The 21653-nt window shown below is 69.1% G+C and carries 19 protein-coding genes; 7 read left to right on the top strand and 12 right to left on the bottom strand.

The features are described from left to right. Positions 1-34: 34 nt before the first annotated feature. The gene (gene smc, locus N5K27_RS11390) at positions 35-3565 is read right to left on the bottom strand and encodes a chromosome segregation protein SMC (RefSeq protein ID WP_279816485.1); all 3531 of its coding nucleotides are present in this window, start codon (positions 3563-3565) and stop codon (positions 35-37) included. A gap of 275 nt (positions 3566-3840) precedes the next feature. On the opposite strand from smc, the gene queF reads away from it, so the two are divergent. Both queF and lplT read left to right on the top strand, forming a co-directional pair. Next, the gene (gene queF, locus N5K27_RS11385) at positions 3841-4260 is read left to right on the top strand and encodes a preQ(1) synthase (RefSeq protein ID WP_087837413.1); all 420 of its coding nucleotides are present in this window, start codon (positions 3841-3843) and stop codon (positions 4258-4260) included. A gap of 128 nt (positions 4261-4388) precedes the next feature. After that, complete coding sequence (gene lplT, locus N5K27_RS11380) at positions 4389-5708, top strand: lysophospholipid transporter LplT (protein ID WP_279816483.1); 1320 nt, start codon at positions 4389-4391, stop codon at positions 5706-5708. Positions 5709-5726: 18 nt separating this feature from the next. On the opposite strand, the gene N5K27_RS11375 is transcribed toward lplT, so the two are convergent. Genes N5K27_RS11375 through N5K27_RS11360 form a run of 4 tightly spaced genes read right to left on the bottom strand, consistent with a single transcriptional unit; the run spans position 5727 to position 8369 of the window. Next, a complete protein-coding gene (locus tag N5K27_RS11375; protein ID WP_279816481.1) occupies positions 5727-6590 on the bottom strand; it encodes a uracil-DNA glycosylase in 864 nt (287 codons plus the stop codon). Continuing rightward, complete coding sequence (gene rimI, locus N5K27_RS11370; protein WP_243724333.1) at positions 6580-7113, bottom strand: ribosomal protein S18-alanine N-acetyltransferase; 534 nt, start codon at positions 7111-7113, stop codon at positions 6580-6582. The genes N5K27_RS11375 and rimI overlap by 11 nt, the downstream gene beginning before the upstream one ends. Beyond that, positions 7110-7889 (bottom strand): tRNA (adenosine(37)-N6)-threonylcarbamoyltransferase complex dimerization subunit type 1 TsaB, encoded by a 780-nt coding sequence (tsaB, locus tag N5K27_RS11365; protein ID WP_087837415.1) that lies wholly within the window; start codon positions 7887-7889, stop codon positions 7110-7112. The genes rimI and tsaB overlap by 4 nt, the downstream gene beginning before the upstream one ends. Before the next feature lie 54 nt (positions 7890-7943). Then, positions 7944-8369, bottom strand: a complete 426-nt coding sequence (locus N5K27_RS11360) for a hypothetical protein (protein ID WP_132978780.1) — start codon at positions 8367-8369, stop codon at positions 7944-7946. Between the two features lie 121 nt (positions 8370-8490). Between N5K27_RS11360 and ompR the strand changes: the two genes are divergently transcribed. Genes ompR through N5K27_RS11340 form a run of 4 tightly spaced genes read left to right on the top strand, consistent with a single transcriptional unit; the run spans position 8491 to position 11645 of the window. Continuing rightward, positions 8491-9219 carry a two-component system response regulator OmpR gene (ompR, locus tag N5K27_RS11355; protein WP_087779290.1) on the top strand — a complete coding sequence of 243 codons (729 nt, stop codon included), beginning with the start codon at positions 8491-8493 and terminating at the stop codon, positions 9217-9219. A 17-nt stretch (positions 9220-9236) separates the two neighbouring features. Further along, positions 9237-10598, top strand: a complete 1362-nt coding sequence (locus tag N5K27_RS11350; protein WP_087837417.1) for an ATP-binding protein — start codon at positions 9237-9239, stop codon at positions 10596-10598. A 49-nt stretch (positions 10599-10647) separates the two neighbouring features. Then, entirely contained in the window at positions 10648-11205 is a 558-nt protein-coding gene (locus tag N5K27_RS11345) for a redoxin domain-containing protein (protein WP_087837418.1), read from the top strand. Between the two features lie 2 nt (positions 11206-11207). Beyond that, positions 11208-11645 (top strand): gamma-glutamylcyclotransferase family protein, encoded by a 438-nt coding sequence (locus N5K27_RS11340; RefSeq protein WP_279816473.1) that lies wholly within the window; start codon positions 11208-11210, stop codon positions 11643-11645. A gap of 15 nt (positions 11646-11660) precedes the next feature. Here the strand turns inward: N5K27_RS11340 and N5K27_RS11335 are convergent, their stop codons facing one another. Further along, complete coding sequence (locus N5K27_RS11335; protein ID WP_087837420.1) at positions 11661-13895, bottom strand: bifunctional (p)ppGpp synthetase/guanosine-3',5'-bis(diphosphate) 3'-pyrophosphohydrolase; 2235 nt, start codon at positions 13893-13895, stop codon at positions 11661-11663. A gap of 83 nt (positions 13896-13978) precedes the next feature. On the opposite strand from N5K27_RS11335, the gene N5K27_RS11330 reads away from it, so the two are divergent. After that, on the top strand, positions 13979-14833 hold the full coding sequence (locus tag N5K27_RS11330; RefSeq protein WP_087837421.1) for a M90 family metallopeptidase: 855 nt from the start codon (positions 13979-13981) through the stop codon (positions 14831-14833). A 29-nt stretch (positions 14834-14862) separates the two neighbouring features. On the opposite strand, the gene N5K27_RS11325 is transcribed toward N5K27_RS11330, so the two are convergent. The 6 genes from N5K27_RS11325 to N5K27_RS11300 form a co-directional block, all read right to left on the bottom strand. Further along, entirely contained in the window at positions 14863-15210 is a 348-nt protein-coding gene (locus N5K27_RS11325; protein ID WP_087837422.1) for a RidA family protein, read from the bottom strand. 60 nt (positions 15211-15270) lie between these two features. After that, positions 15271-16167, bottom strand: a complete 897-nt coding sequence (locus tag N5K27_RS11320; RefSeq protein ID WP_279816469.1) for an alpha/beta hydrolase — start codon at positions 16165-16167, stop codon at positions 15271-15273. Positions 16168-16213: 46 nt separating this feature from the next. Further along, the gene (locus tag N5K27_RS11315; RefSeq protein WP_279816466.1) at positions 16214-18649 is read right to left on the bottom strand and encodes a DNA internalization-related competence protein ComEC/Rec2; all 2436 of its coding nucleotides are present in this window, start codon (positions 18647-18649) and stop codon (positions 16214-16216) included. A gap of 76 nt (positions 18650-18725) precedes the next feature. Then, complete coding sequence (locus N5K27_RS11310; protein ID WP_279816463.1) at positions 18726-19535, bottom strand: TatD family hydrolase; 810 nt, start codon at positions 19533-19535, stop codon at positions 18726-18728. Positions 19536-19607: 72 nt separating this feature from the next. Continuing rightward, the gene (locus tag N5K27_RS11305) at positions 19608-20303 is read right to left on the bottom strand and encodes an ATP-binding cassette domain-containing protein (protein ID WP_087837426.1); all 696 of its coding nucleotides are present in this window, start codon (positions 20301-20303) and stop codon (positions 19608-19610) included. After that, on the bottom strand, positions 20296-21564 hold the full coding sequence (locus tag N5K27_RS11300; RefSeq protein ID WP_165962978.1) for a lipoprotein-releasing ABC transporter permease subunit: 1269 nt from the start codon (positions 21562-21564) through the stop codon (positions 20296-20298). The genes N5K27_RS11305 and N5K27_RS11300 overlap by 8 nt, the downstream gene beginning before the upstream one ends. Positions 21565-21653: the final 89 nt, after the last annotated feature.

Here is a 21653-nt window from a genome sequence, read left to right as displayed (position 1 = left end):
TGGAAAGAGTGCCGGTTCGCGGACTGCCGGCTCATCAGGCGGCCTCGACGGCGAGTTGCATGGCCGAGTCGATGTCGACAGCCACGATGCGGGAGACGCCCTGCTCCTGCATGGTCACGCCGACCAGTTGGTTTGCCATTTCCATCGCGATCTTGTTGTGCGAGATGAACAGGAACTGCGTCTGCTCGCTCATCCGGCGCACCAGGTTCGCGTAGCGCTCGGTGTTGGCATCGTCCAGCGGCGCGTCGACCTCGTCCAGCAGGCAGAACGGCGCCGGATTGAGCTTGAACATGGCGAACACCAGCGCGGTGGCCGTCAGTGCCTTCTCGCCGCCCGACAGCAGATGGATGGTGCTGTTGCGCTTGCCCGGAGGCTGGGCCATGACCTGCACGCCGGCATCCAGGATTTCCTCGCCGGTCATGACGAGCTTCGCTTCGCCACCCCCGAACAGCGACGGGAAGAGTTCGCCGAAGTTGCGGTTGACGGTGTCGAAGGTCTCCTGCAGCAACTGGCGAGTCTCGCGGTCGATCTTGCGGATGGCGTCCTCGAGCGTATCGATGGCGGCCTGCAGGTCGGACTGCTGGGCATCCAGGTAGGTCTTGCGCTCGCGCGAGGCGTTGAGTTCGTCCAGCGCGGCCAGGTTGACCGCGCCCAGCGCGGCAACCTCGCGGGCCAGGCGCTGCACTTCGGCCTGCAGCCAGTTGGGACGCTGCCACTCCTTGGGCAGCGCGTCGAGTTGCTCGCCCAGCGCCGCCAGGTCCAGCTCCTGGCCGGCCAGTTGCTCGGCATATTGTTCCTGGGCCAGGCGGGCCGCCTGTTCCTTCAGCTGCAGCTCGGTGATGCGGCTGCGCAGCGGCTCGAGCGAACGCTCGATGCCCAGGCGCTGCTCGTCGGCGGCGCGCAGTTGCGCGGCCAGGGTATCCATTTCGATGCGGGCGCGGTTCAGCACCTGCTCGCGCTCGCTGCGCAGCTCGAGCGCCGACTGCAGGCCGGCCTGGGCCGCGGCGTCGTCCAGGACCCGCAATTCCTGCTGGACCCGTTCGGCCTCGGCGGCGGCGCGCTGGCTCTGCTCGCCCGCCAGTTGCAGGCTGCGGCGCAGCTCGTCGATGCGCGCGCGCAGGCCCCGCTCGGCGAAGCTGGCTTCCTGGGCCGACCGCTCGAGTTCACGCAGGCGATCGCGCGCCCGCTGGACGTCCGCTTCACGCTGCTCCTGGGCCATCTGCGCGTCTTCGAACGCGGACTGCTTGTCGCCCAGCTGGCCATCCAGGATCTCGAAGCGGCCCTCGGCCTCTTCCTTGCGGATGCGGGCCTCTTCTTCCTGCGCCTCGAGTTCGGCATGCTCTTCGCGGATGCGCGCGGCGCGCTCCTCGGACTGCGCGGCCTGCTGCGACAGCTTGGAATGCTCGAGCTGGATGGCGTGCAGGCGCTGGGTAACCTCGGCCAGGCGCTGGCGCGAGGCGGGCAAGGCCTGCGCCACCTGCTGGTAGCCGGCCTCGGCGCGCGCCACGGCGGACCGTGCCTCGTCGGCGATGAGCTGCTGGGCCTTGAGCTGGCGTTGCAGGTTCTCGATTTCCTGCTGGCGCGCCAGCATGCCGGCCTGTTCGGAATCGGGGGCGTAGAAACGGACGCTGTTGTGCCCGATCAGGTGCCCTTCCTTGACCACGAACTGGCCGCCTTCGGGCAACTGGGCGCGCGCGGCCAGCGCCTGGGTGGCGTCGGTGGCCGTATAGACATCGCGCAGCCAGTCGGCCATGAGCGAACGCAGGCCCGGATCGGTGAGGCGCAGCAGCGACACCAGGGGCGTCAGCGCGGCCGGCGCGGGAGCCGGCGCCGTGGCCGGCGGCATCTGGTAGAAGGCCAGCCGCGCGGGCGGCGCGTCGCCGAAGAAGGCCTTGGCCCATTCGAGATTGCTGACTTCCAGCGCGGCCAGCCGCTCGCGCAGCACGGCCTCCAGCGCCGTTTCCCAGCCTGGCTCGATATGCAGCTTCTGCCACAGCCGGCCGAGCTGCGTCAGTTCGTGTTTCTCCAGCCAGGGATGCAGCGCGCCCTGCTTCTGCACATCCTGCTGCAGGCGGGTCAGGGCCGAGAGCCGGGCTTCGATCTGCGAAACGGAGGCGGCCTCCTTCTGCACCAGTTCCTGAGCCTGCCGGCGGCCGGCGTCGACCTGCGGCAACTGGGCCTCGAGCGTGGACAGCTCCTGCTGGGCATGCTGGACACGCTGCTCGGTGTCGGCCAGGTCGCCCGTCAACTGCTCGAGCCGGGCCGGGTCGGGGCGCTGCAGGTTCCGTTCTTCCTGTTCCAGGCGCTCGCGGCGCTGCGCCAGGGCCTGCAACTGGCGGTCGGCCTCGCGCTGCTCCTGGGCGGTCAAGGCCAGGTTCTGTTCGACCTGGGACAGCGCGGCGCGCAGCTCGGACAGGCCGGATGCGGCATCGCGCACCTTGGCCTCGATGTCCGGCAACTGGGCCTGCGCTTCTTCGGCCACGACTCGCGCTTCCTCGGCGCGGGCCTCGCCCACGGCCAGGTCTTCCTCGGCCTGCGCCAACTGGTCGCTGCCGGTCTCGTGCTGCTCGTTCCACTGGGCGATCTGCTGCTGCAGTTGCGCCAGCTGGGCCTGCATCCGGTTGCGCGCCTCGACCACGTACTTGATCTCGGCCTCGAGCCGGCTGACCTCGGCATTGGCCTCGTACAGGCCGCCCTGCGCTGCATGGACGGCATCGCTGGCGGCATAGTGCGCCTGGCGCGTGCCTTCCAGGTCGGACTCGAGCTTGCGCAGGCCCGCCATGGCGGCCTCGAGGTCGGTCTGGGCCTGTTCGATGGCCAGCGCGTGCTTCATGCGGTCGGCGTCGGCCTCGCGTTTCTTCAGCAGCCACAGGAAGCGCTGCTTCTGCTCGCTTTCCGCCTGGAACCCCTGGTAGCGCTGGGCGACCTCGGCCTGTGCCTCGAGCTTCTCGAGCTGGGTGGCCAGCTCGCGCAGGATGTCCTCCACGCGCGTCATGTTCTCGCGCGTGTCGGCCAGGCGGTTCTCGGTCTCGCGGCGGCGCTCCTTGTAGCGCGACACGCCCGCCGCCTCTTCCAGGAATACGCGCAGTTCATCGGGCCGGGCCTCGATGATGCGCGAGATCATGCCCTGCCCGATGATGGCGTAGCCCCGCGCGCCCAGGCCGGTACCCAGGAAGATGTCGTGGATGTCGCGGCGGCGGACCTGCTGGTTGTTGACGAAATAGCTGCTGGTGCCGTCGCGGGTCAGCACGCGCTTGACGGCGATTTCGCCGTACTGGCTCCATTGCCCGGACGCCCTGCCCTCGGAGTTGTCGAACACCAGTTCGACCGACGAGCGCGCCGCCGGCTTGCGGTTGACCGATCCGTTGAAGATCACGTCCTGCATGGACTCGCCGCGCAGCTCGGAAGCCTTGGATTCGCCCAGGACCCAGCGCACGGCGTCGATGATGTTGGACTTTCCGCAGCCATTGGGTCCGACCACGCCGACCAGCTGGCTCGGCACCTGGATGGAAGTGGGGTCGACGAACGACTTGAAACCTGCGAGTTTGATCTGGGTAAGTCGCACCGGAAACGAAGCTTCGCTTAAAAAAGGCTGGAAAAGGAACCGACCTGCACCCAAGCCGGTCCGATATGGCGGAACACTCCCCACCCCCGACCCAGGGCACCGGGATCCGGCTCCGCCGGTCCTCCGGTGCCGCCCCCTTCAGGGGTCGCGCGAAGCGCGGAGGGAGGGGGGCCAACACAGCTTCGTATAATACCAAAGGGTCATCGGCAAGGTTACGCCAGGAGCCGCCGCCCAGTCTGTTTTTTCATTTTCGTTACGTATAGATCGCAAGAGACATGCCCTCTCAACCCAGCAAGAGCCTAGACACCTTCGCCAACCCCAGCCCGGGGCGCGACTTCCAGATCCACATCGAGGTGCCGGAATTCACCTGCCTGTGCCCGATGACCGGACAGCCGGACTTCGCCCTGCTGGTCATCGACTACATCCCCGACCAGTTGTGCGTCGAGCTCAAGAGCCTCAAGCTCTACGCCTGGAGCTTCCGCAACGAAGGCAAGTTCCACGAAGCGGTCACCAACGAGATCCTGGACGATCTCGTACGCGCGCTGTCCCCCCGCTTCATGCGGATCACCGCCAAGTGGTACGTGCGCGGCGGCATCTTCACCAACGTCGTCGCCGAGCACCGCCAGCCCGGCTGGACGCCGCAGCCCGCCGTGCAACTGCAGGAATTCGCGCCCGGCAGCAATATCCGCGGGTAACTACCACCGGATCGGCCGGGACGCGGCCTCGGAACCTGCGCTACGATGCGCGGCACGCATTCCTGCCGTAGTGCCCCGAGTGCGGCACTTTCCGATCCACTCAAAGGCACACGAGTCCACGCCTACCGATGAAACGCGGCTTTTACCTGATCATGGCGGCGCAGTTCTTTTCCTCGCTGGCCGACAATGCGCTTTTCATCGCCGCGATCGCGTTGATCCAGCAGTTGGACGGTCCGGACTGGATGACGCCCATGATCAAGTGGTCGTTCGCCCTGGCCTATGTCCTGCTGGCCGCCTTCGTGGGTGCCTTCGCCGACTCCTTTCCCAAGGGCCGCGTGATGTTCGCCACCAACGCGGTGAAGATCATCGGCTGCCTGACCATGTTCGCCCACGCCAGCTTCGGGCTGGCCGACCACCACCAGGTCTATACGGTGTGCGCGGCCTATGCGCTGGTGGGCATCGGCGCGGCGGCCTATTCGCCTGCCAAGTACGGCATCATCACCGAACTGCTGCCGCCCGAGCAGCTCGTCAAGGGCAACAGCTGGATCGAAGGACTGACGGTGGTGTCCATCATCCTGGGCGTGGTCCTGGGCGGCGCGCTCATCAGCCCCAAGGTGTCGACCTGGCTGCTGTCCCTGGATCTCAGCCCGGGCTTCGGCCCCGACATCCAGACGCCGGCCGAGGCCGCGATCATGGTCATCGCGCTGGTCTACCTGGTAGCCGCCTTCTTCAACCTGCTCATCCCGTCCACGGGCGTGTGCTACCCGCGCCAGCAGCGCAACCCCATCAGGCTGATGAGGACGTTCGGCTGTTTCGTGGCCACGCTGTGGCGCGACAAGCTGGGCCAGATCTCGCTGGCGGTGACCACCCTGTTCTGGGGGGCCGGCGCGACGCTGCAACTGATCGTGATCGAATGGGGGCGCGTACAGCTCGGACTGCCGCTGAACAAGGCCTCCATCCTGATGGGCGTGGCCTCCGTCGGCACCATCCTGGGCGCCACGCTGGCCGGCAAGGTGCCCCTGCATCACGCGCTGGCCGTGCTTCCGATGGGCGTGGTGATGGGGCTGGTCGTGATGCTGATGCCGCTGGCCTACGAACCCTGGTTCGTCTATGCGCTGCTGGTCGCCATCGGCGGCCTGGGGGGGTTTTTCGTCGTACCCATGAACGCCCTGCTCCAGCACCGGGGCCACGTGCTGCTGTCGGCCGGCCACTCGATCGCCGTCCAGAACTTCAACGAGCAGCTCAACATCCTGCTGATGGTGGCGGTCTATTCGCTGATGCTGGGTATGCAGATTCCCATCAACACCATCATCATCATCTTCGGCACGCTGGTCGCCTGCCTCATGCTGCTGATCATGGGCTGGAACCGGCACAACCACCGCACCCACCCGGATCTCGACCTGGTGATAGGCAGCCGCGCGCACGGCACGGCGCTGCGCGGGGAATGACCCCGCGCGGGGCCGCGCTCAGTTGCGGGCCCGCCCCACCGACAGGGCCAGCTGCAGGTCCTGCCAGGCCTTGACCTTCTCGGCCGGGCTGCGCAGCAGATAGGCCGGGTGGTAGCTCACCACGACCGGCACCGGCCTCCCCGCCACCGACAGGCTGTGCACCTTGCCCCGCAGGCTGCCTATGCGCGCATCGGTCTCGAGCAGGGTCTGCGCCGCGAACCGCCCCAGCACCAGGATCATTTCCGGATTGATGAGGGAGATCTGCCGCATCAGGTACGGGCTGCACCGCGCCACCTCCTCGGGCAGCGGGTCCCGGTTGCCGGGCGGACGGCACTTGATGACGTTGGCGATGAAGACGTCCTGCTGGCGCGAGCGCGCGATGGAAGCCAGCATGCTGTCCAGCAGCTTGCCCGACCGCCCGACGAAGGGCGCGCCCTGCTTGTCTTCCTGCTCGCCTGGCGCCTCGCCCACCAGCAGCCAGCGCGCCTTGGGCGATCCGGTGCCGAACACAGTCTGGGTACGCCCCTTGCACAAGCCACAGGCCATGCAGTCGCGCACCTCGTCCTGCAAGGCGGCCCAGGCCTGCCCGGGGTCGGCGGGCGTGGCGGCCGGCACCGGAATCTCCTGCGCCGGGATTTCCTGCACGAAGGCCACGGATTCGACCCTCTCGGACCCGGCGGCCACGGGTGCCGGCACCGGGCCCGGGGACGGCGCCATGGGCTCTTCCTGCGCCGCCGGCGATGCATCGGGTTCCGGTGCCGCGGGTGGGGCCGCGGACGCCACCGCGCCGGGCAGGTTCCACAGCCGCTCCACACCCAGTTCGCGCAGCCAGGCGCGCCGGACCGCGCTCATGCCCTCGGCGCCGTTGCGTTCAGTTGCCATGGAGGCCTCCGGGAATCGGATGGACTGCCAGCATCTTGCGCATGACGATCGCGTCTTCCCGCCCGCGCACCGACGGATAGTAGCCACGGCGCAGGCCGATGCGCTCGTAGCCCGAGCGTTCGTACAGGCCCTTGGCCACCAGATTCGAGGGACGCACCTCCAGCAGCAGGCTCTGCGCCTGGCGCGCGGCGGCGCACTGCTCGACCCAGGCCAGCAACCTGCGGCCCAGCCCCAGGCCCTGCGCCTGGGGCGCCACGCTGATGTTCAGCAAGTGCGCCTCGTCCAGCGCCACCATCACGATGCAGTATCCCAGCAGCCGCTCGCCGTCGCTCACCACCCAGGCGTCATAGCCAGAGCGCAGCGAATCGGCGAAATTGCCGCGCGTCCAGGGAAACGAATAGATCTGGCGCTCGACCGCGTCCACCTGGTCGAGATCCCGTTCGGTCATGGGACGGCAGGCCTGCCCCCATGTCGCCAGGATGCGCGCCGCGTCGATCGGCGCCCGGCCCTGCACCGCAGTCATGATTGCGCTCCCGATGTGGCGACGCGCGGGTTGCCCCCCGCGCCGGCTTCCCGTTCCGCGGTGGTAAACGCCACCTTGTCCCTGACGTACAACGGCGCGGCGAGTTCCGCCGCGACGGCTTCGCCACGCAGGTAGGCGTCGTGAGCCAGGCGGGCGACCGCGGCCGCCGTGGGCCGCGCAATGTCCGACCGCTCGTCCGCGCCGAAACCCGCGAATACCTCCGGATAGGCGGCCGCCGCATCACCGCACAGCAAGGGCCTCTGCGGCACCGGATCGCCCAGGTCTTCCAGGCGCCGGCGCACCCAGGACTCCAGCCCCTCGCCCGCCATCAGCTGCGGTTCGATCACGCAGGCAAGCCGGCCGGACGGCTCGCGGCGATAGGCGGCCAGGTAGATCTCCTGCATGCGCGCGTCCATGGCGACCACCAGCGTCCGGGATCCGGGATCCCGGACCTGCTGCGCCACGGCCGCATGCGAGACCACCGGTACCACCGGACGATCCAGGGCAAACCCCAGCCCCTGCGCCACGCCGCAGGCGACCCGCAGTCCGGTGAAGCCTCCGGGCCCCTGCCCGAAGGCGATGGCGTCGAGTTGCGTCCGGGCGATGCCGGCCTCGTCCAGCACTTCCTGCACCATGGGCAGCAGCCGGGCCGAATGCTCCTGCACGCCCTGGTGCTCGCGCGCGAACAGGTCGGCGGCGCCCGTGTCCGTGGCGCGCAACAAGGCAACGCCGCACCAGGCGGAGGAAGTTTCTAGAGAAAGGATATGCAGCGACATGGGCTGCGATTGTAAGACCAGACGGGAGGAAATACCGGGATGACCTCCCGGTTTTCAGTGCTTGTGCTTGCGATAGGGCTCGTACACTTCCTCGCTGGCGCGGCGGATTTCCTGCCGCAGCAGGACGCGTTCCTCGGAAGAGAGTTTGCGCGGCCCCACCCGCCGCTCGTCCGGACTGACCGGCCCGGCCCAGGGGTCCATGGCGGCGCGGATCACGCCGGACTGCCCGGGTTGCGGCACGGCCGCCGTGTTGGCCTGCGCATCGGCCTGTGAAACCGCGCTTTCGACCTGGACAGCCAGCCCGCCGGCGACGGGAGGCGCGGGGCGAGCGGCCTCGGCGCGGGAAAGCGGTGCACGAGGATCCCTGACCTGGCCGATCGCCGCGCCACCGGCCAATACCGTTATCATCACGAACAGCCCACCCAGCATGATCGCTGCGCTGGAGCCTGCCGTACGAGTGGAGTCGAATACTTTGTTCACGTTTCAATCATACGATGTACCCATGACAGCGTCATAGATGCCTGCGTGACCAAACGGGCATTTATGTAACAACCAATGTCCCTCGCTGGATTGATACAAACTCCTCCGTTACATTCGCGCCATGTCACTAGCCAACGCCCCCAAGAAAATCCTCGTCGTCGACGACGACGTGCGGCTGCGCGATCTGCTGCGCCGCTACCTCGCCGAGCAAGGTTTCTCCGTCTGGGTCGCGGAAAACGCCCAGACCATGAACAAGCTCTGGCAGCGCGAGCGTTTCGACCTGCTCGTGCTCGACCTGATGCTGCCGGGCGAGGATGGCCTGTCGATCTGTCGCCGCCTGCGCGGCGCCCGCGACAGCACCCCCATCATCATGCTGACGGCCAAGGCCGAGGACGTCGACCGCATCGTCGGGCTGGAGATGGGCGCGGACGACTACCTGCCCAAGCCCTTCAACCCCCGGGAACTGCTGGCCCGCGTCAACGCGGTGCTGCGCCGCCGGGGCCCCGAAGAGCATCCGGGCGCGCCCAGCCAGGACAATGAATCGGTTACGTTCGGCCCCTATGTGCTGAACCTGGCGACCCGCACCCTCACGCGCGACAACGAGCCGGTGGCGCTGACCACGGGCGAATTCTCCGTGCTCAAGGTCTTCGCCCGCCATCCCAAGATCCCGCTGTCGCGGGACAAGCTGATGGAACTGGCGCGCGGCCGGGAATACGAAGCCTTCGATCGCAGCCTGGACGTGCAGATCTCCCGACTGCGCAAGCTGATCGAACCCGATCCGGCCAAACCTGTATTCATCCAGACGGTATGGGGCCTCGGCTACGTATTCGTACCCGATGGGGGCAGTTGATCCGCTCGTAGGCATTCATGTCGGTCGCCCTGCGCGTCGCGTCCAGGCTGGGTCTGTTCAGCCGGACCTTCCTTTTGCTCACCGTCCTGATGACGGCAAGCCTGGCAGCGTGGCTCCAGGCCTTCCGCAGCATGGAGGTCGAGCCGCGCGCGCAGCAGGTGGCCCAGCAGATCGTCACCGTCGTCAACATCACGCGCGCCGCGCTGATCCACTCCGCGCCGCAGGAGCGCCGCTACCTGCTGCTCGATCTGGCCACCAACGAAGGCATCCAGATCTACCCGCACGAAAAGGATGACATCACCGTCCGCCTGCCCGACCGCCAGGTCCTGCAGCGGGTCGAAGAACAGGTGATCGATCGCCTGGGGCCCGAAACCGTCGTGGCCTGGGAAGTCAACCGCATCCCCGGCCTTTGGGTCAGTTTTTCCATAGACGATGACGACTACTGGATGGTGGTCGAACGCGACCGGGCCGAACGCGTGCCCGGGGTCGAGTGGCTGGGCTGGGGCGCGGCCGCCCTGCTGCTGTCGCTGCTGGGCGCGGCGGTCATCGTCGGCTTCGTCAACCGGCCCCTGTCGCGCCTGTCGCGCGCCACGCTGGCCCTGTCGCGCGGCGAAACCCCGCCGCCGCTGCCGGAGAGCGGTCCCGAGGAAATCCGGCGGGTCAACACCAACTTCAACCGCATGGTCGAGGAACTGGACCGCGCCGAGGCGGATCGCGCGCTGATGCTGGCGGGCATCTCGCACGACCTGCGCACCCCGCTGGCCCGGCTGCGGCTGGAAATCGAGCTGAGCGGGGTCTCCGAAGCCAGCCGCGACGCCGTGGACGAGGATCTTGCCCAGATCGACCGCACCATCGGGCAGTTCATGGAATACGCCCGCCCGGCCAGCGCCCCCGACCGCAACACCAACATTTCCGAGCTCGTCTCCGAGATGGTCGAGCGCGAATGCAGCCATACCGAGACGCTGGGCGGCTCGCTGCAGGTCACGATCACGCCCAACCTGTGGGCTCGCATCGCCGCCGCCGACCTGCAGCGGGTCGTGGGCAACCTGCTCGAGAACGCGCGGCGCTACGGCCACAAGCCGGGCGAAGCGCCCCACATCGACCTGACCGTCAGCAGCCAGGGCGCCAACGTCCTGATCGACGTGTCCGACCACGGCCCCGGCGTCAAGGCCGAGGACGTGCCCCGGCTCACGCGCCCGTTCACCCGGGGCTCCGATGCACGCACCAACGCCGGCGGCGCCGGACTGGGCCTGGCCATCGTCAAGCGGCTGCTGCAACGCGCAGGTGGTACCCTAAACCTCCTGAACCGGGATGGCGGGGGCCTGACCGCCCGCATCACCCTGCCGGCCTCCTCGCAGAAATCGGCCGACGCCAAGTAGGCGGCATCGGCCATCGGCGCGCGGAGCCGGCGCTGTCCGAGGAGCGTGCATGAAAACCATCGGAGCCAAGCTCGAACCTTTCAAGGTGCATGGCGTCAAGCCAGGCTTCAACCAAGCCGAGGAAAACGGCGCCTCGGCCTTCGAGACCCTGAGCGAAACCTCGTTTCCAGGCAAGTGGAAGGTCATCTATTTCACTCCCAAGGATTTCTCCGACATCTGCGCCACCGAGATCGAGGGCTACGCGGCACTGGCCGAGCCCCTGGCACAACGCGGCGCCGTGCTGATGGGCGGATCCGTCGACAATGAGTACGCCAAGCTGGCGTGGCGCCGCGCGGTGCCCGCGCTGGCGAACCTGAACCACTACCAATTCGCCGACAGCGCGGGCGCGCTGGTGGATCAACTGGGCATCCGGGACCGCAACGAGGGCGTGGCGCTGCGCGCCACCTTCATCGTCGATCCGGACAACACCATCCAGCACGTGTCGGTGAACAACCTCAAGGTCGGCCGCTGCCCGGAAGAAACGCTGCGGGTGCTCGACGCCCTGCTGACCGGCCAGTTCTGCCCCGCGAACCGCCCCGTCGGCGACCCGCCCTCGAAAAAATCCTGAACATGCCGCACGTATTCGTCTACGGCACGCTGCGTCGCGGCGAGATCAACGACATCAAGCGCCTGGCGCGCCGATTGATGCTGTCCCCGCCCCTGCTGCTGGGCGAGGCGCGCGTGCGCGGCCGCCTGGTCGATTTCGGCGACTGGCCGGGACTGGTCGAGGACGGCGATGCGCGGATACTGGGCGAGGTCTACACGGTGGACGACCCGCTGCTGGCGGCCATGGACGCGGTCGAGGAATACGACCCCGACGGCGGTTCGCTGTTCGTGCGCCGCCCGGTGGTTCTTCAGGTGGCGGGACAGGCGCTGTGCTGCCACTACTATCCGATCGAACCGCGCCTGATGGGGGGCGCCGTCCCCATCGACCATGACGACTGGGTCGCGTACCGCCTGGCGCGCGACACGGGGCGCGCGGACAGGATCCGGCAGGCCGCGGGCTGAGCCCCGTCCGCAAGGTCAGCGCCGGTCGGCTTCCAGGACGCCGGGGACTTCGCGTATGCCCGCCAGCGCCCGCACCAGGTGCTCGCCGTTGCCGACCTCGGCGGTGAAGACCATGCGGGCGATTCCCTGCCGGCTTTGCGTGTTGACGCCGATGACGTTGATGCGCTGGCGTGCGAAGACTTCCGAGATATCGCGCAGGAGTCCGTGGCGGTCGTTCGCCAGCACGACGATGTCCACCGGATACACCGCGTCGCGCGTATCGCCCCAGGTCACGTCGATGACGCGCTCGGGCTCGCGCGCGGCCAGCGAGCGGAAGCTCTTGCAATCGCAGCGGTGGATGGAGACTCCCCTGCCGCGCGTCACGAAGCCCGAGATGAGGTCGGGCGGCGCCGGCCTGCAGCACTTGGCCAGCTGCGTCAGCAGCGCATCCACGCCCACCACCAGCACGCCGCTCTTGCCCGCATGGACCGCGCTTTCCGGCCGGCTGTCGCGCGTGAGTGCGGACAGGTCGGGGCCGGCGTCGGGCGGCGGCGCCTCGAAGGCAGCCGCGACGTGCCGCAGGCTGAATTCGTCCTTGGCCAGCGCGACGTACAGGTCCTCGGTGCACGCGAAGCCCAGTTGCTGGGCCAGCGATTCGAGGTTGGTCGCGGTCTTGCCCAGGCGCTGCAATTCCTTTTCCAGCATGCCCTGGCCCTGGGCAATGCGCTCCTGGATGTCGATGGCGTTGAACCAGGCGCGCACCTTGGCACGCGAACGCTGGCTGGCCAGATAGTTCAGCTGGGGATTGAGCCAGTCGCGCGACGGGCCGCCGGACTTGGTCGCGATGATCTCCACCGTCTGGCCGGTGGCCAGGCGGGTGTTGAGCGGCACCATGACCCCGTCCACCCGCGCGCCGCGACAGCGATGACCGAGATCGGTATGGACCTGGTAGGCGAAGTCCACCGGCGTCGCGCCCGGCGGCAGCTCTATCACCCGCGCCTGCGGCGTCAACACGTAGATGTTGTCGACCAGCGTGTCGAGAGCGGCCTGGCCTATCTGGTCGTCGACCTGGACATCGGCCTTCCAGGCCAGCAATTGACGTATCCAGCTGAGCTTGCGATCGTATTCCGAATCGGCGCTGACCTGCCCGCCCTTGGCGCCCGCTTCCTTGTAGCGCCAATGCGCCGCCATCCCGAATTCGGCGAACTGGTGCATCTCGCGCGTGCGGATCTGCACCTCGAAAGGCCGTCCGTCATGGTCGTAGACCACCGTGTGCAGCGACCGGTAGCCATTGGGCTTGGGCCGCGAGATGTAGTCGTCGAACTCGTCGGGAACGGGCGTCCACAGGTGGTGCACCAGCCCCAGCACCGTGTAGCAGGTACGGATGTCCTCGACGATGATGCGCAGCGCGCGCAGGTCGTACAAACCGGCGAAATCCAGGCGCCGGTTGCGCATCTTGTTCCAGATGCTGTAGATGTGCTTGGGCCGGCCGGTGACGTCGGCCTCGATGCCCGCGCTTGCCAATGCCTGGCGCACCCGGGCGATGGCGTCGGCGATGAAGGCTTCGCGTTCGGCGCGCTTTTCCTCGAGCAGGTGGGCGATTTCCTTGTAGCGGACCGGCTCCAGGAACCGGAAGGCCAGGTCCTCCATTTCCCACTTGACCTGCCAGATGCCCAGGCGGTTGGCCAGGGGCGCGTAGAGTTCCAGCGTCTCGCGCGACAGCGCCTCGGGCAGCGGCACCTTGTGCTGGGCGTGCCAGCGCAGGGTTTGCAGGCGCGACGCCAGCCGCATCAGGACGATGCGCAGGTCGGCCGCCATGGCCAGCAGCATCTTGCGCAGCATCTCGGCCTGCGCGCCGCTGCCGGCCGACGCATCGCTGGCGTCGCGGGTGACCTGGCCCAGGCGGATCAGGGCGCGATAGCCATGCACCAGCTTGCCGATCTCGGGACCGAACTGCAGCGTGACCGGATCCTTGTGCGGATTGGCGCTGACGTCGCGGTCGCCCACGGCGATCGCCAGCAGCGCCGCCATGCGGGTATGGCCATCCACCTGGAGTCCCGCCAGGATCGCGACCACGCCCGCCGCGTGCTCGGCCCAGCCCTCGCCCTCGGGCACGGCCGGCTCGCGCGCATAGCGGGGAAATGACCATTCGAGCGCCTTGCGCAAGTCCAGTCGCGCCGCCTCCGACAGGCCGGCATTGGCCGCCTGTTGCCAGTCGGGGCCGAAGGTCGCCGACAGGTTCGCGGAAGTCTCGGGAGCGGATGAGTTCATGGTCTTACACTTGGGGCGATGCCGGCCCTTCCTGGCCGCCGGCACGGTACTCTAGTCGCTTATCCACCAGGGAAGTTCATTGTATGTTGGGATGGCTGTTTGCCCGCGGCGCATCGAAGCACCGCGTGGCGCAGATGCAGGCTCGCATCAATCCGGAATTATGGACCCAAACGCTGGCCTCGCATGCATTCCTCGCGCGCCTGACCGAGGACGAACGCGACACGCTGCGGGAGCGGGCCGCGTGGTTCCTGGCCAGCAAGACCATGACCGGCGCGGCCGGCCAGGTCCTGACCGACGAGATCCGCCTGTCCATCGCGGTACAGGCCTGCCTGCCCATCCTGTACCTGGATCCGGGCCTGTACGAGGGATGGTCCGAGGTCATCGTCTATCCGGGCGGATTCCTGATCCCCCGCTCCGACGTGGACGAGGACGGCGTGGTGCACGAATATGTCGAGGAAGCCGCCGGCGAAGCCTGGGACGGCGGTCCCATCGTGCTGTCCTGGGAGGATGCCAGTCCCGGCCTCGAACGGCCGGCGGGCTTCAACGTGGTCATCCACGAATTCGCCCACAAGCTCGACCTGCAATACGGCCAGGCCGACGGCATGCCCAGCCTGCACGCGCATGCCGGGATACGGCCCAGGCTGTGGCGCAGCGTGCTGGAGCGCAGCTACGACGCGCTGCTGGCCCGGCTGGAGGAAATCGAGGCGGCCATCCCGGCCGACGTGGATCCGGAATCCGAGGAAGCGGACCACTGGTATGCGCAGCTGCCGCTGGATCCGTACGCGGCCACGGACGAGGCCGAGTTCTTCGCCGTCAGTTCCGAGGCCTTCTTCGTGCATCCCGAGCCGCTGTGGCGCGCGATGCCCGAATGGTATGCGCTGCTGTCGCAGTACTACCGGCAGGACCCGCTGGGCGCCGGGCCCGCGCTGCCCCGCTGAGCGGACGGCGGGCGGCCGGCGGACCGGGATCAGACCGCGGCGGTGACGACGATCTCGACCTTGTATTCAGGCGCGGCCAGCTTGGCCTCGACCGTGGCGCGGGCGGGCGTGTGGCCGGCAGGCACCCAGGCGTCCCAGACCGAGTTCATCGCGGCGAAGTCGGCGATGTCGGCCAGGAAGATCTGCGCGCGCAGGATGCGGGTCTTGTCGGTGCCGGCGGCGGCCAGCAGCTTGTCGATGGCGGCCAGCACCTGGCGGGTCTGGTCCGCCGGATCCTTCGAGGGATCCTCGGCCACCTGGCCGGCCAGGTAGGCCACGCCGCCGTGCACGACCATTTCGGACATGCGCTTGCCGACACTGAAACGCTCGATGCTCATGATGTTTTCCTCTTTGTGGAGCAGATTCGGAGCCGCAAGCATAGCAGGCGGCGATGGCCGCTAGTCGCGCAGGAAACCGTCCACCAGGTCCAGTTGGGCGGACGTCATGAAGGTGGGCGCATGCCCGACGCCGGCGACGTCGACGCGCCGCGCATGGGGATTGCGGGCCAGCATCGCCGCCACGGTATCCTGGGTGAGCAGGTCGGAATGTTCGCCGCGCACGATCAGGATGGGACATTCTATGTTGGTGTAGACGTGCCACAGCGCCGCCTCGGCCGCGATGGCCGTGGCCGGATCCATGGCCGCGAAGGCCTCGGCGATGGCGGGATCGTAGTGCATGGTCCAGGGCCCGGCCGGACCGTCGACCTGCCGCACCACGTGCCGGGTCAGTTCGTCCCACTGTTCCTGGGTATGCGGACCGAACGAGGCCGATACCGTGCTCACGTAGGCCCGCGCCTCCTCGAAGCTGCCAAAGGCCGGCGCCTTGCCCACGTACTGCGCGATGCGCGCCAGCGCGGCGGGATCCAGGTGCGGCCCCACGTCGTTCAGCACCAACTTGTCGATGGGGGACGCCTCCAGGCCCGCCAGCGCCATGCCGATCAGGCCGCCCAGCGAGGTTCCGAACCAGTGCAGGGTCTCGGCCTGCACGCGGGCCAGCAACGGCATCATGTCCGCCACGTATTGCGGTACGGTGTAATAGGCCGGGTTGGACAGCCAGTCCGAGCGGCCACGGCCCACCACGTCCGGGCAGACCACGCGATAGCGGCCGGCCATGCGCCGCGCCAGCGCGTCGAAATCGCGACCCGAGCGGGTCAGGCCGTGCGCGCAGACCAGCACGTGGTCGTTGGACGGATCGCCCCATTCCCAGTACGCCATGCGATGCAGGCCCGCCGGGCTCAGGCAGGTCACGAACTCCAGACGGGGCTGGGGGGAATCGGGCGAGGCATCGTGGTTCATGAAGGCATTCCTTGCTGGGCCGGACCCGGGATTGTAGCCACCGCCGTCACGGTGCGGTATGCCAATAGCGCCGTCGGGATTCCCGCTCGCGCGCGACCCGCAGCCCCTCCTGCCGCGAGACGAACACGAGCGCGCCGTGCCTGTCGGTGCGATGGAACACGGCGCCGGCGCGCCGCCACCGCCGTTCCGCGTCGGGATGCGGATGGCGATAGCGGTTCAGGTAGCCCGCCTGGGCCACGACGTGCGAGGCCCGCGTGGCCGCGACCAGCGCCGGGCTGGACGATCCGCGCGAACCGTGGTGGGGCGCGGCCACCACATCGGCGGCAAGGTCCTCGACGGCCGCGAGGCCAGCTTCCTCGGCCGCGCCGATGTCCCCCGCCAGCAAAGCCGCGTGGTGGGTACCGCGTACCCGCAATACGCAACTGTGCGCGTTGCGTGCGCGAGCCGGCACCTCGCCCCTGGGCGAGGCCGGGTGCAGGAACTCGAACGCCACGCCATCCACCGTCCACCGCTGCCCGGCGGCGCAGCGCGAGAAAACCGCCTGCCCGATGTCCGCGGACGCAAGATCGTAGGACGCATGCACCCGCGCCGCGGGCAAGGCCGCCAGCACCGAACGCAGCCCGCCCGCATGGTCCGCATCCGCGTGCGATACCACCACGTCGTCCAGCCGCCGTATGCCCCGCGCCCGCAGATAGGGCCAGACCACCCTGCCACCGGCATCGGCCTTGTCGCCATAGGGCGGACCGGTGTCGTACAGCAACGTCGCGCTGGCCGTCTCCACCACGATCGCGGTGCCCTGCCCCACGTCCAGCATCGCCAGGCGCCATTCGCCCGGCGCGGGACGCGCAGGCCGATAGGCCAGCATGGGCACCAGCAGCACGAGCCCCAGCCAGCGGCCGGGCAGGCCGCGCGGCTGCAAGGTCCATACCACCCCGGCCAGCGCCAGCACGAATAGCGGCCAGGGCGGCGCGGCCAGCGAGACGGCCGCCAGTTCGGTATCGGCCAGCCACTGCAACGGCACCATCAGGCCCTCGAACACCGCATGAGCGACGGCGGCCGTGGCGGCGCCCCACTCCTCCAGCCCCGGCGCGACAGACAACGCCAGCGCCGCCAGCGCGAGCGGCGTGACCAGCAGGCTGACCACCGGGATGGCCACGGCATTGGCCAGCGGCGATACCAGCGACACCTGCTGGAACAGCAGCGCCAGGGCGGGCAGCAGGCCCACGGTCAGCGCAGCCTGCGCGCGGGCGCCTTCCCGTACCGAAGCGGCCACCCGCGCCGGCCATGCGCTGGCCGGCGCAGGCCCGTCGCGCTGCCGCCAGCGCCCCCCGCCACACAGGATCAGCAGCGCCACCGCGCCGAACGACAGCCAGAACCCGGCCGCCAGCGTCGCCCAAGGATCCAGCGCGCAGACCAGGGCCGCCGCCAGCGCCAGCACCCGCGAGCCCGACACCGGGACTCGCCAGGCCGCCGCGCCCGCCACCACGGCCAGCATGAAAAAGGTCCGGCGGGCTGGCACGCCCCATCCCGCCAGCAGACAGTACAGCCATGCCACCGCCAGGGCCGCGCCGGCCGCCGCCACCTGGGCGGGATGCCGCTCGGGCAGCCGGATGCCGTCCCAGCGGCAGCGCTTCCACGCCTGCAGCACCGCCCACCCCGCCAGGGCGGCCAGCATCGTCACGTGCAAGCCGCTGATGGAGACCAGATGGGTGATGCCGGTGCGGTTGAAGATGTCCCAGTCACGCCGGTCCACGCCGGCCTGGTCGCCCATCGCCAGGGCGGCCAGCACGGCGCCGTAGCGCTTGCCTTCCAGCGCCCGGCGCAAGGCCTCGCGGCACACGTGGCGGGCACGTTGCACCGCTACATCGAAACTGGCGTAGGCATCGTCCGCCAGCCGGCTCGGCTGGCCGCGCACCGACCCCGTCGCGCGGATACCGTGTTCGAACAGATAGGCCTCGTAGTCGAAACCATGCGGATTCAGCGTGCCGTGGGGCCGCCTGAGCAGCACGGTCCCGCGCCAGCGTTCGCCGGGCACGACCTCCGCGGCCCGGCCCCACCACGATAATTGCACCTGGCCGGGCACGCCGGCCGGCGGATCCAGCACCGTCGCCTCGAAACGCTGCCCGGCCGCGGTCGCCGTGGACAGGCTGGTGACGAGGTACTCCAACTCCAGCGGCACGTTCTCTTGCGCCGGCGACAAGCCGTCCTGCAGGCGCAGGTCGATGCGCGTCAGCGCCAGCGCGGACCCCGCGGCGAAAGCGGCGACCGCGAGCAGGACAGCCGCGCGGCGATGCCGCCGGCATCCTGGCCGCGCCCGCCCCCACGCCGCGCACGCTGCCGGCACGGCCACGCCCGCCAGCGCCGAGGCCCAGGCCGGCGGCACCGCCGGCAGTCCATGCACCCAGGCGGTGCCCAGCACGAACGCCACCAACGCGAAACGCAGCATGCCCTTCCTCCGGCCCAAGGCCAGCATGGTAGGCATGCCGGGGCCGCCACGCAGCCCCTGCCGGGATGAATCTGTCCATGATGAATCTGCCCGGGCCGCACCCGGCCGGCGCTCAGGCCGCCAGCGCGCCGCTCAGGCGCGGCAGCACGCGACGCGCATTGGCCGACGTGGCCGCGGCGATCTCGGCCACCGGCAGGCCGCGCAGTTCGCCCAGCACCGCCGCGATGCGCGGCAGCTCCCCGGGCTCGTTGCGACGGTCGTCGCGCGGCAGCCAGGCGGGCGGTATGTCGGGCGCGTCGGTTTCCAGCACCAGCGCGGCCAGGTCCATCCCGGCCGCCAGCCGGCGGATGTTGCGCGAACGCTCATAGGTCATTTCCCCGCCCAGGCCCAGCGCGAAGCCGCGCGCGACGAACAGGTCGGCTTGCTGCCGGCTGCCGTTGAAGGCATGGGCGATGCCTCCCGGCACTTCCACGCGCCGCAGGTACTTCAGCAGCACGTCCTGCGAGCGGCGCACGTGCAGCAGCACGGGCAGGCCGAACTCGGCGGCCAGCGCGAGCTGCGCGTGGTAGAAGCGCTCCTGGCGCGCGCGCTGTTCGCCCTGGGCGATGTCCTGCACGAAGAAGTCCAGGCCGATCTCGCCCACGGCGACGAAGCGCGGATCGCCCATGGCCTGCGCCACCGCGTCGCGCAGGCGGTCCAGGTCCTCGTCGGCGGCGTGGCGCACGTACATGGGATGGATTCCCAGCGCATACGCGCCGCCCGGAATCGCATGGGCCAGGTCGCGCACGGTGGAAAAATTGTCGCGCGCCACGGCCGGAATGACGATGCCGGCCACGCCGGCGGCGCGGGCCCGCATCGCAACGTCCGGACGGTCGCGGCCGAACTCGGCCGCGTCGAGATGACAATGGGTGTCGATCAGCATCGGACCACTTTACCGCCTTCGCCGTGCCAGGGCCTGTTCACCCTAAAACCTAAAAGGAACCTCGCACAGGCCCTAGCCGGCGGCTTCCTCTGCCAGCAGGCCGTCGGCCATCTTCAACTGCCGGTCGGCCAGCGCCGCCAGTTCGGCATCGTGCGTCACGATGACGAAGGCCATGTCCAGTTCCTGGTTCAGCCGCTTGAGCAGGCCGAATACCTCGCGCGCCGTGTGGCGGTCGAGGTTGCCGGTGGGTTCGTCGGCCAGCACGCACAGCGGCCGCGTCACCAGCGCGCGGGCCAGCGCCACGCGCTGGCGCTCGCCGCCCGACAACTGGCCGGGATGATGGCTGGCCCGCTGGCCCAGCCCCACCTGCTCGAGCATCGCCGCGGCGGCCCGCCGGGCCTGCGCGCGTTCCATGCGGCGCACGATCAGCGGCATCGCGACGTTGTCCAGCGCCGAGAACTCGGCCAGCAGATGATGGAACTGGTAGACGAAGCCCAGGCTGCGGTTGCGCGCCAGGCTGCGCTGCTTTTCATTGAAGCTGGCCGCCGCCTGGCCGTCCAGCAGGACCTCGCCGGCGCTGGGCTGGTCCAGCAGCCCCAGCACGTGCAGCAGCGTGCTCTTGCCCGAGCCCGAGGCCCCCACCAGGGCCACCATCTCGCCCTGGCGCACCCGCAGGTCCACGCCGCGCAGCACGGTGACGCGTTCGCCGCCCTCGGCATAGACCTTGGATATGCCCCGCCCTTCCAGCACCACGCGGCGATCAGTCATGGCGCAGCACCTCCGCCGGTTGCAGGCGCGAGGCGCGCCAGCTGGGATACAGGGTGGCCAGGAACGACAGCACCAGCGACGTCACGCCTATGGTGACGATGTCGGACAGGCGCGGGTCGGACGGCAGCTCGGTGATCAGGTAGATGTCGCGCGGCAGGAACTGGATGCCCAGCGCATGTTCGATGGCGGGCACGATGACGTCGATGTTGTAGGCGATCAGCGTGCCGCCCGCCACGCCCAGCAGCGTACCGATGACGCCGATCAGCGCCCCCTGCACCACGAAGATGCGGGCGATCTCGGCCGGGGTGGCGCCCAGCGTGCGCAGGATGGCGATGTCCGCCTGCTTGTCGTTGACCGCCATGACCAGCGAGGACAGCAGGTTGAAGGCCGCCACGGCGATGATCAGCGCCAGGATCAGGAACATCATGCGTTTTTCGGTCTGCACCGCGGCGAACCAGGTGCGGTTGTTGCGCGACCAGTCCGCGGCGGCGATGTTCGGCGGCAGCAGTTGCGCCAGGTCGCGGGCCACCTGCGGCGCCTTCTGCATGTCGGCGATGCGCAGCCGCACCCCGCCTATGCCGCTGTCGCGGAACAGCCGCGCCGCGTCGTCCACGTTCACGAACGCCAGGCTGGAGTCGTATTCGTAGTGGCCGGCCTCGAACACGCCCACCACGGTGAACTGCCGCATGCGGGGCGTGAAACCGGCGGGCGTGACCGAGCCCTGCGGGGCCAGCATCAGGATCGGATCGCCCAGCCCCACGCCCAGGCCCTGCGCCAGCGCGCGCCCCAGCACCACGCCGTAGCTGCCGGGCTTCAAGTCGTCCAGCGAACCGGCCACCATGTTCTTGGCCACGTCGGACACGTCGCGCTCGGCCTCGGGGTCGATGCCGCGCACCTGCACGCCGCGCAGCACCTGGTCGCGGGCGATCATGGCCTGGGCCGCCACGTAGGGCGCCCCCGCCTGCACTTCGGGATTCTTCCTGGCCAGCGCCGTCAGTTCGCGCCAGTTGGCCAGCGCCGCGCCGCGCTCGCCCCCCACCGGATAGAGTTCGATGTGCGGCAGCACCGACAGCATGCGGTCGCGCACCTCCTTCTGGAAGCCGTTCATGACGGACAGCACGATGATCAGCGCCGCCACGCCCAGGCCTATGCCCGCCATGGAACTGGCGGCAATGAAGGAAATGAAGCGATCGCGTCGCCGCCCGCGGCCGGCACGCGTATAGCGCCAGCCTATCCAGAATTCGTAGGGTATCTTGAGCACGCGCGTATTATGGCAGAAGGCGGCGGCCGGCACCGCCTCCGCCCCACCCCCTACAATACCGGCCATTCGGCCCGCCGCCCGCGGGCCCT

Source organism: Pigmentiphaga sp. GD03639, assembly GCF_029845405.1.
GTDB classification, from domain to species: Bacteria; Pseudomonadota; Gammaproteobacteria; order Burkholderiales; family Burkholderiaceae_B; genus Pigmentiphaga; species Pigmentiphaga daeguensis.
The sequence above is the reverse complement of the archived record's forward strand: the minus strand, read 5'-3'. Positions and strand labels throughout refer to the sequence as shown.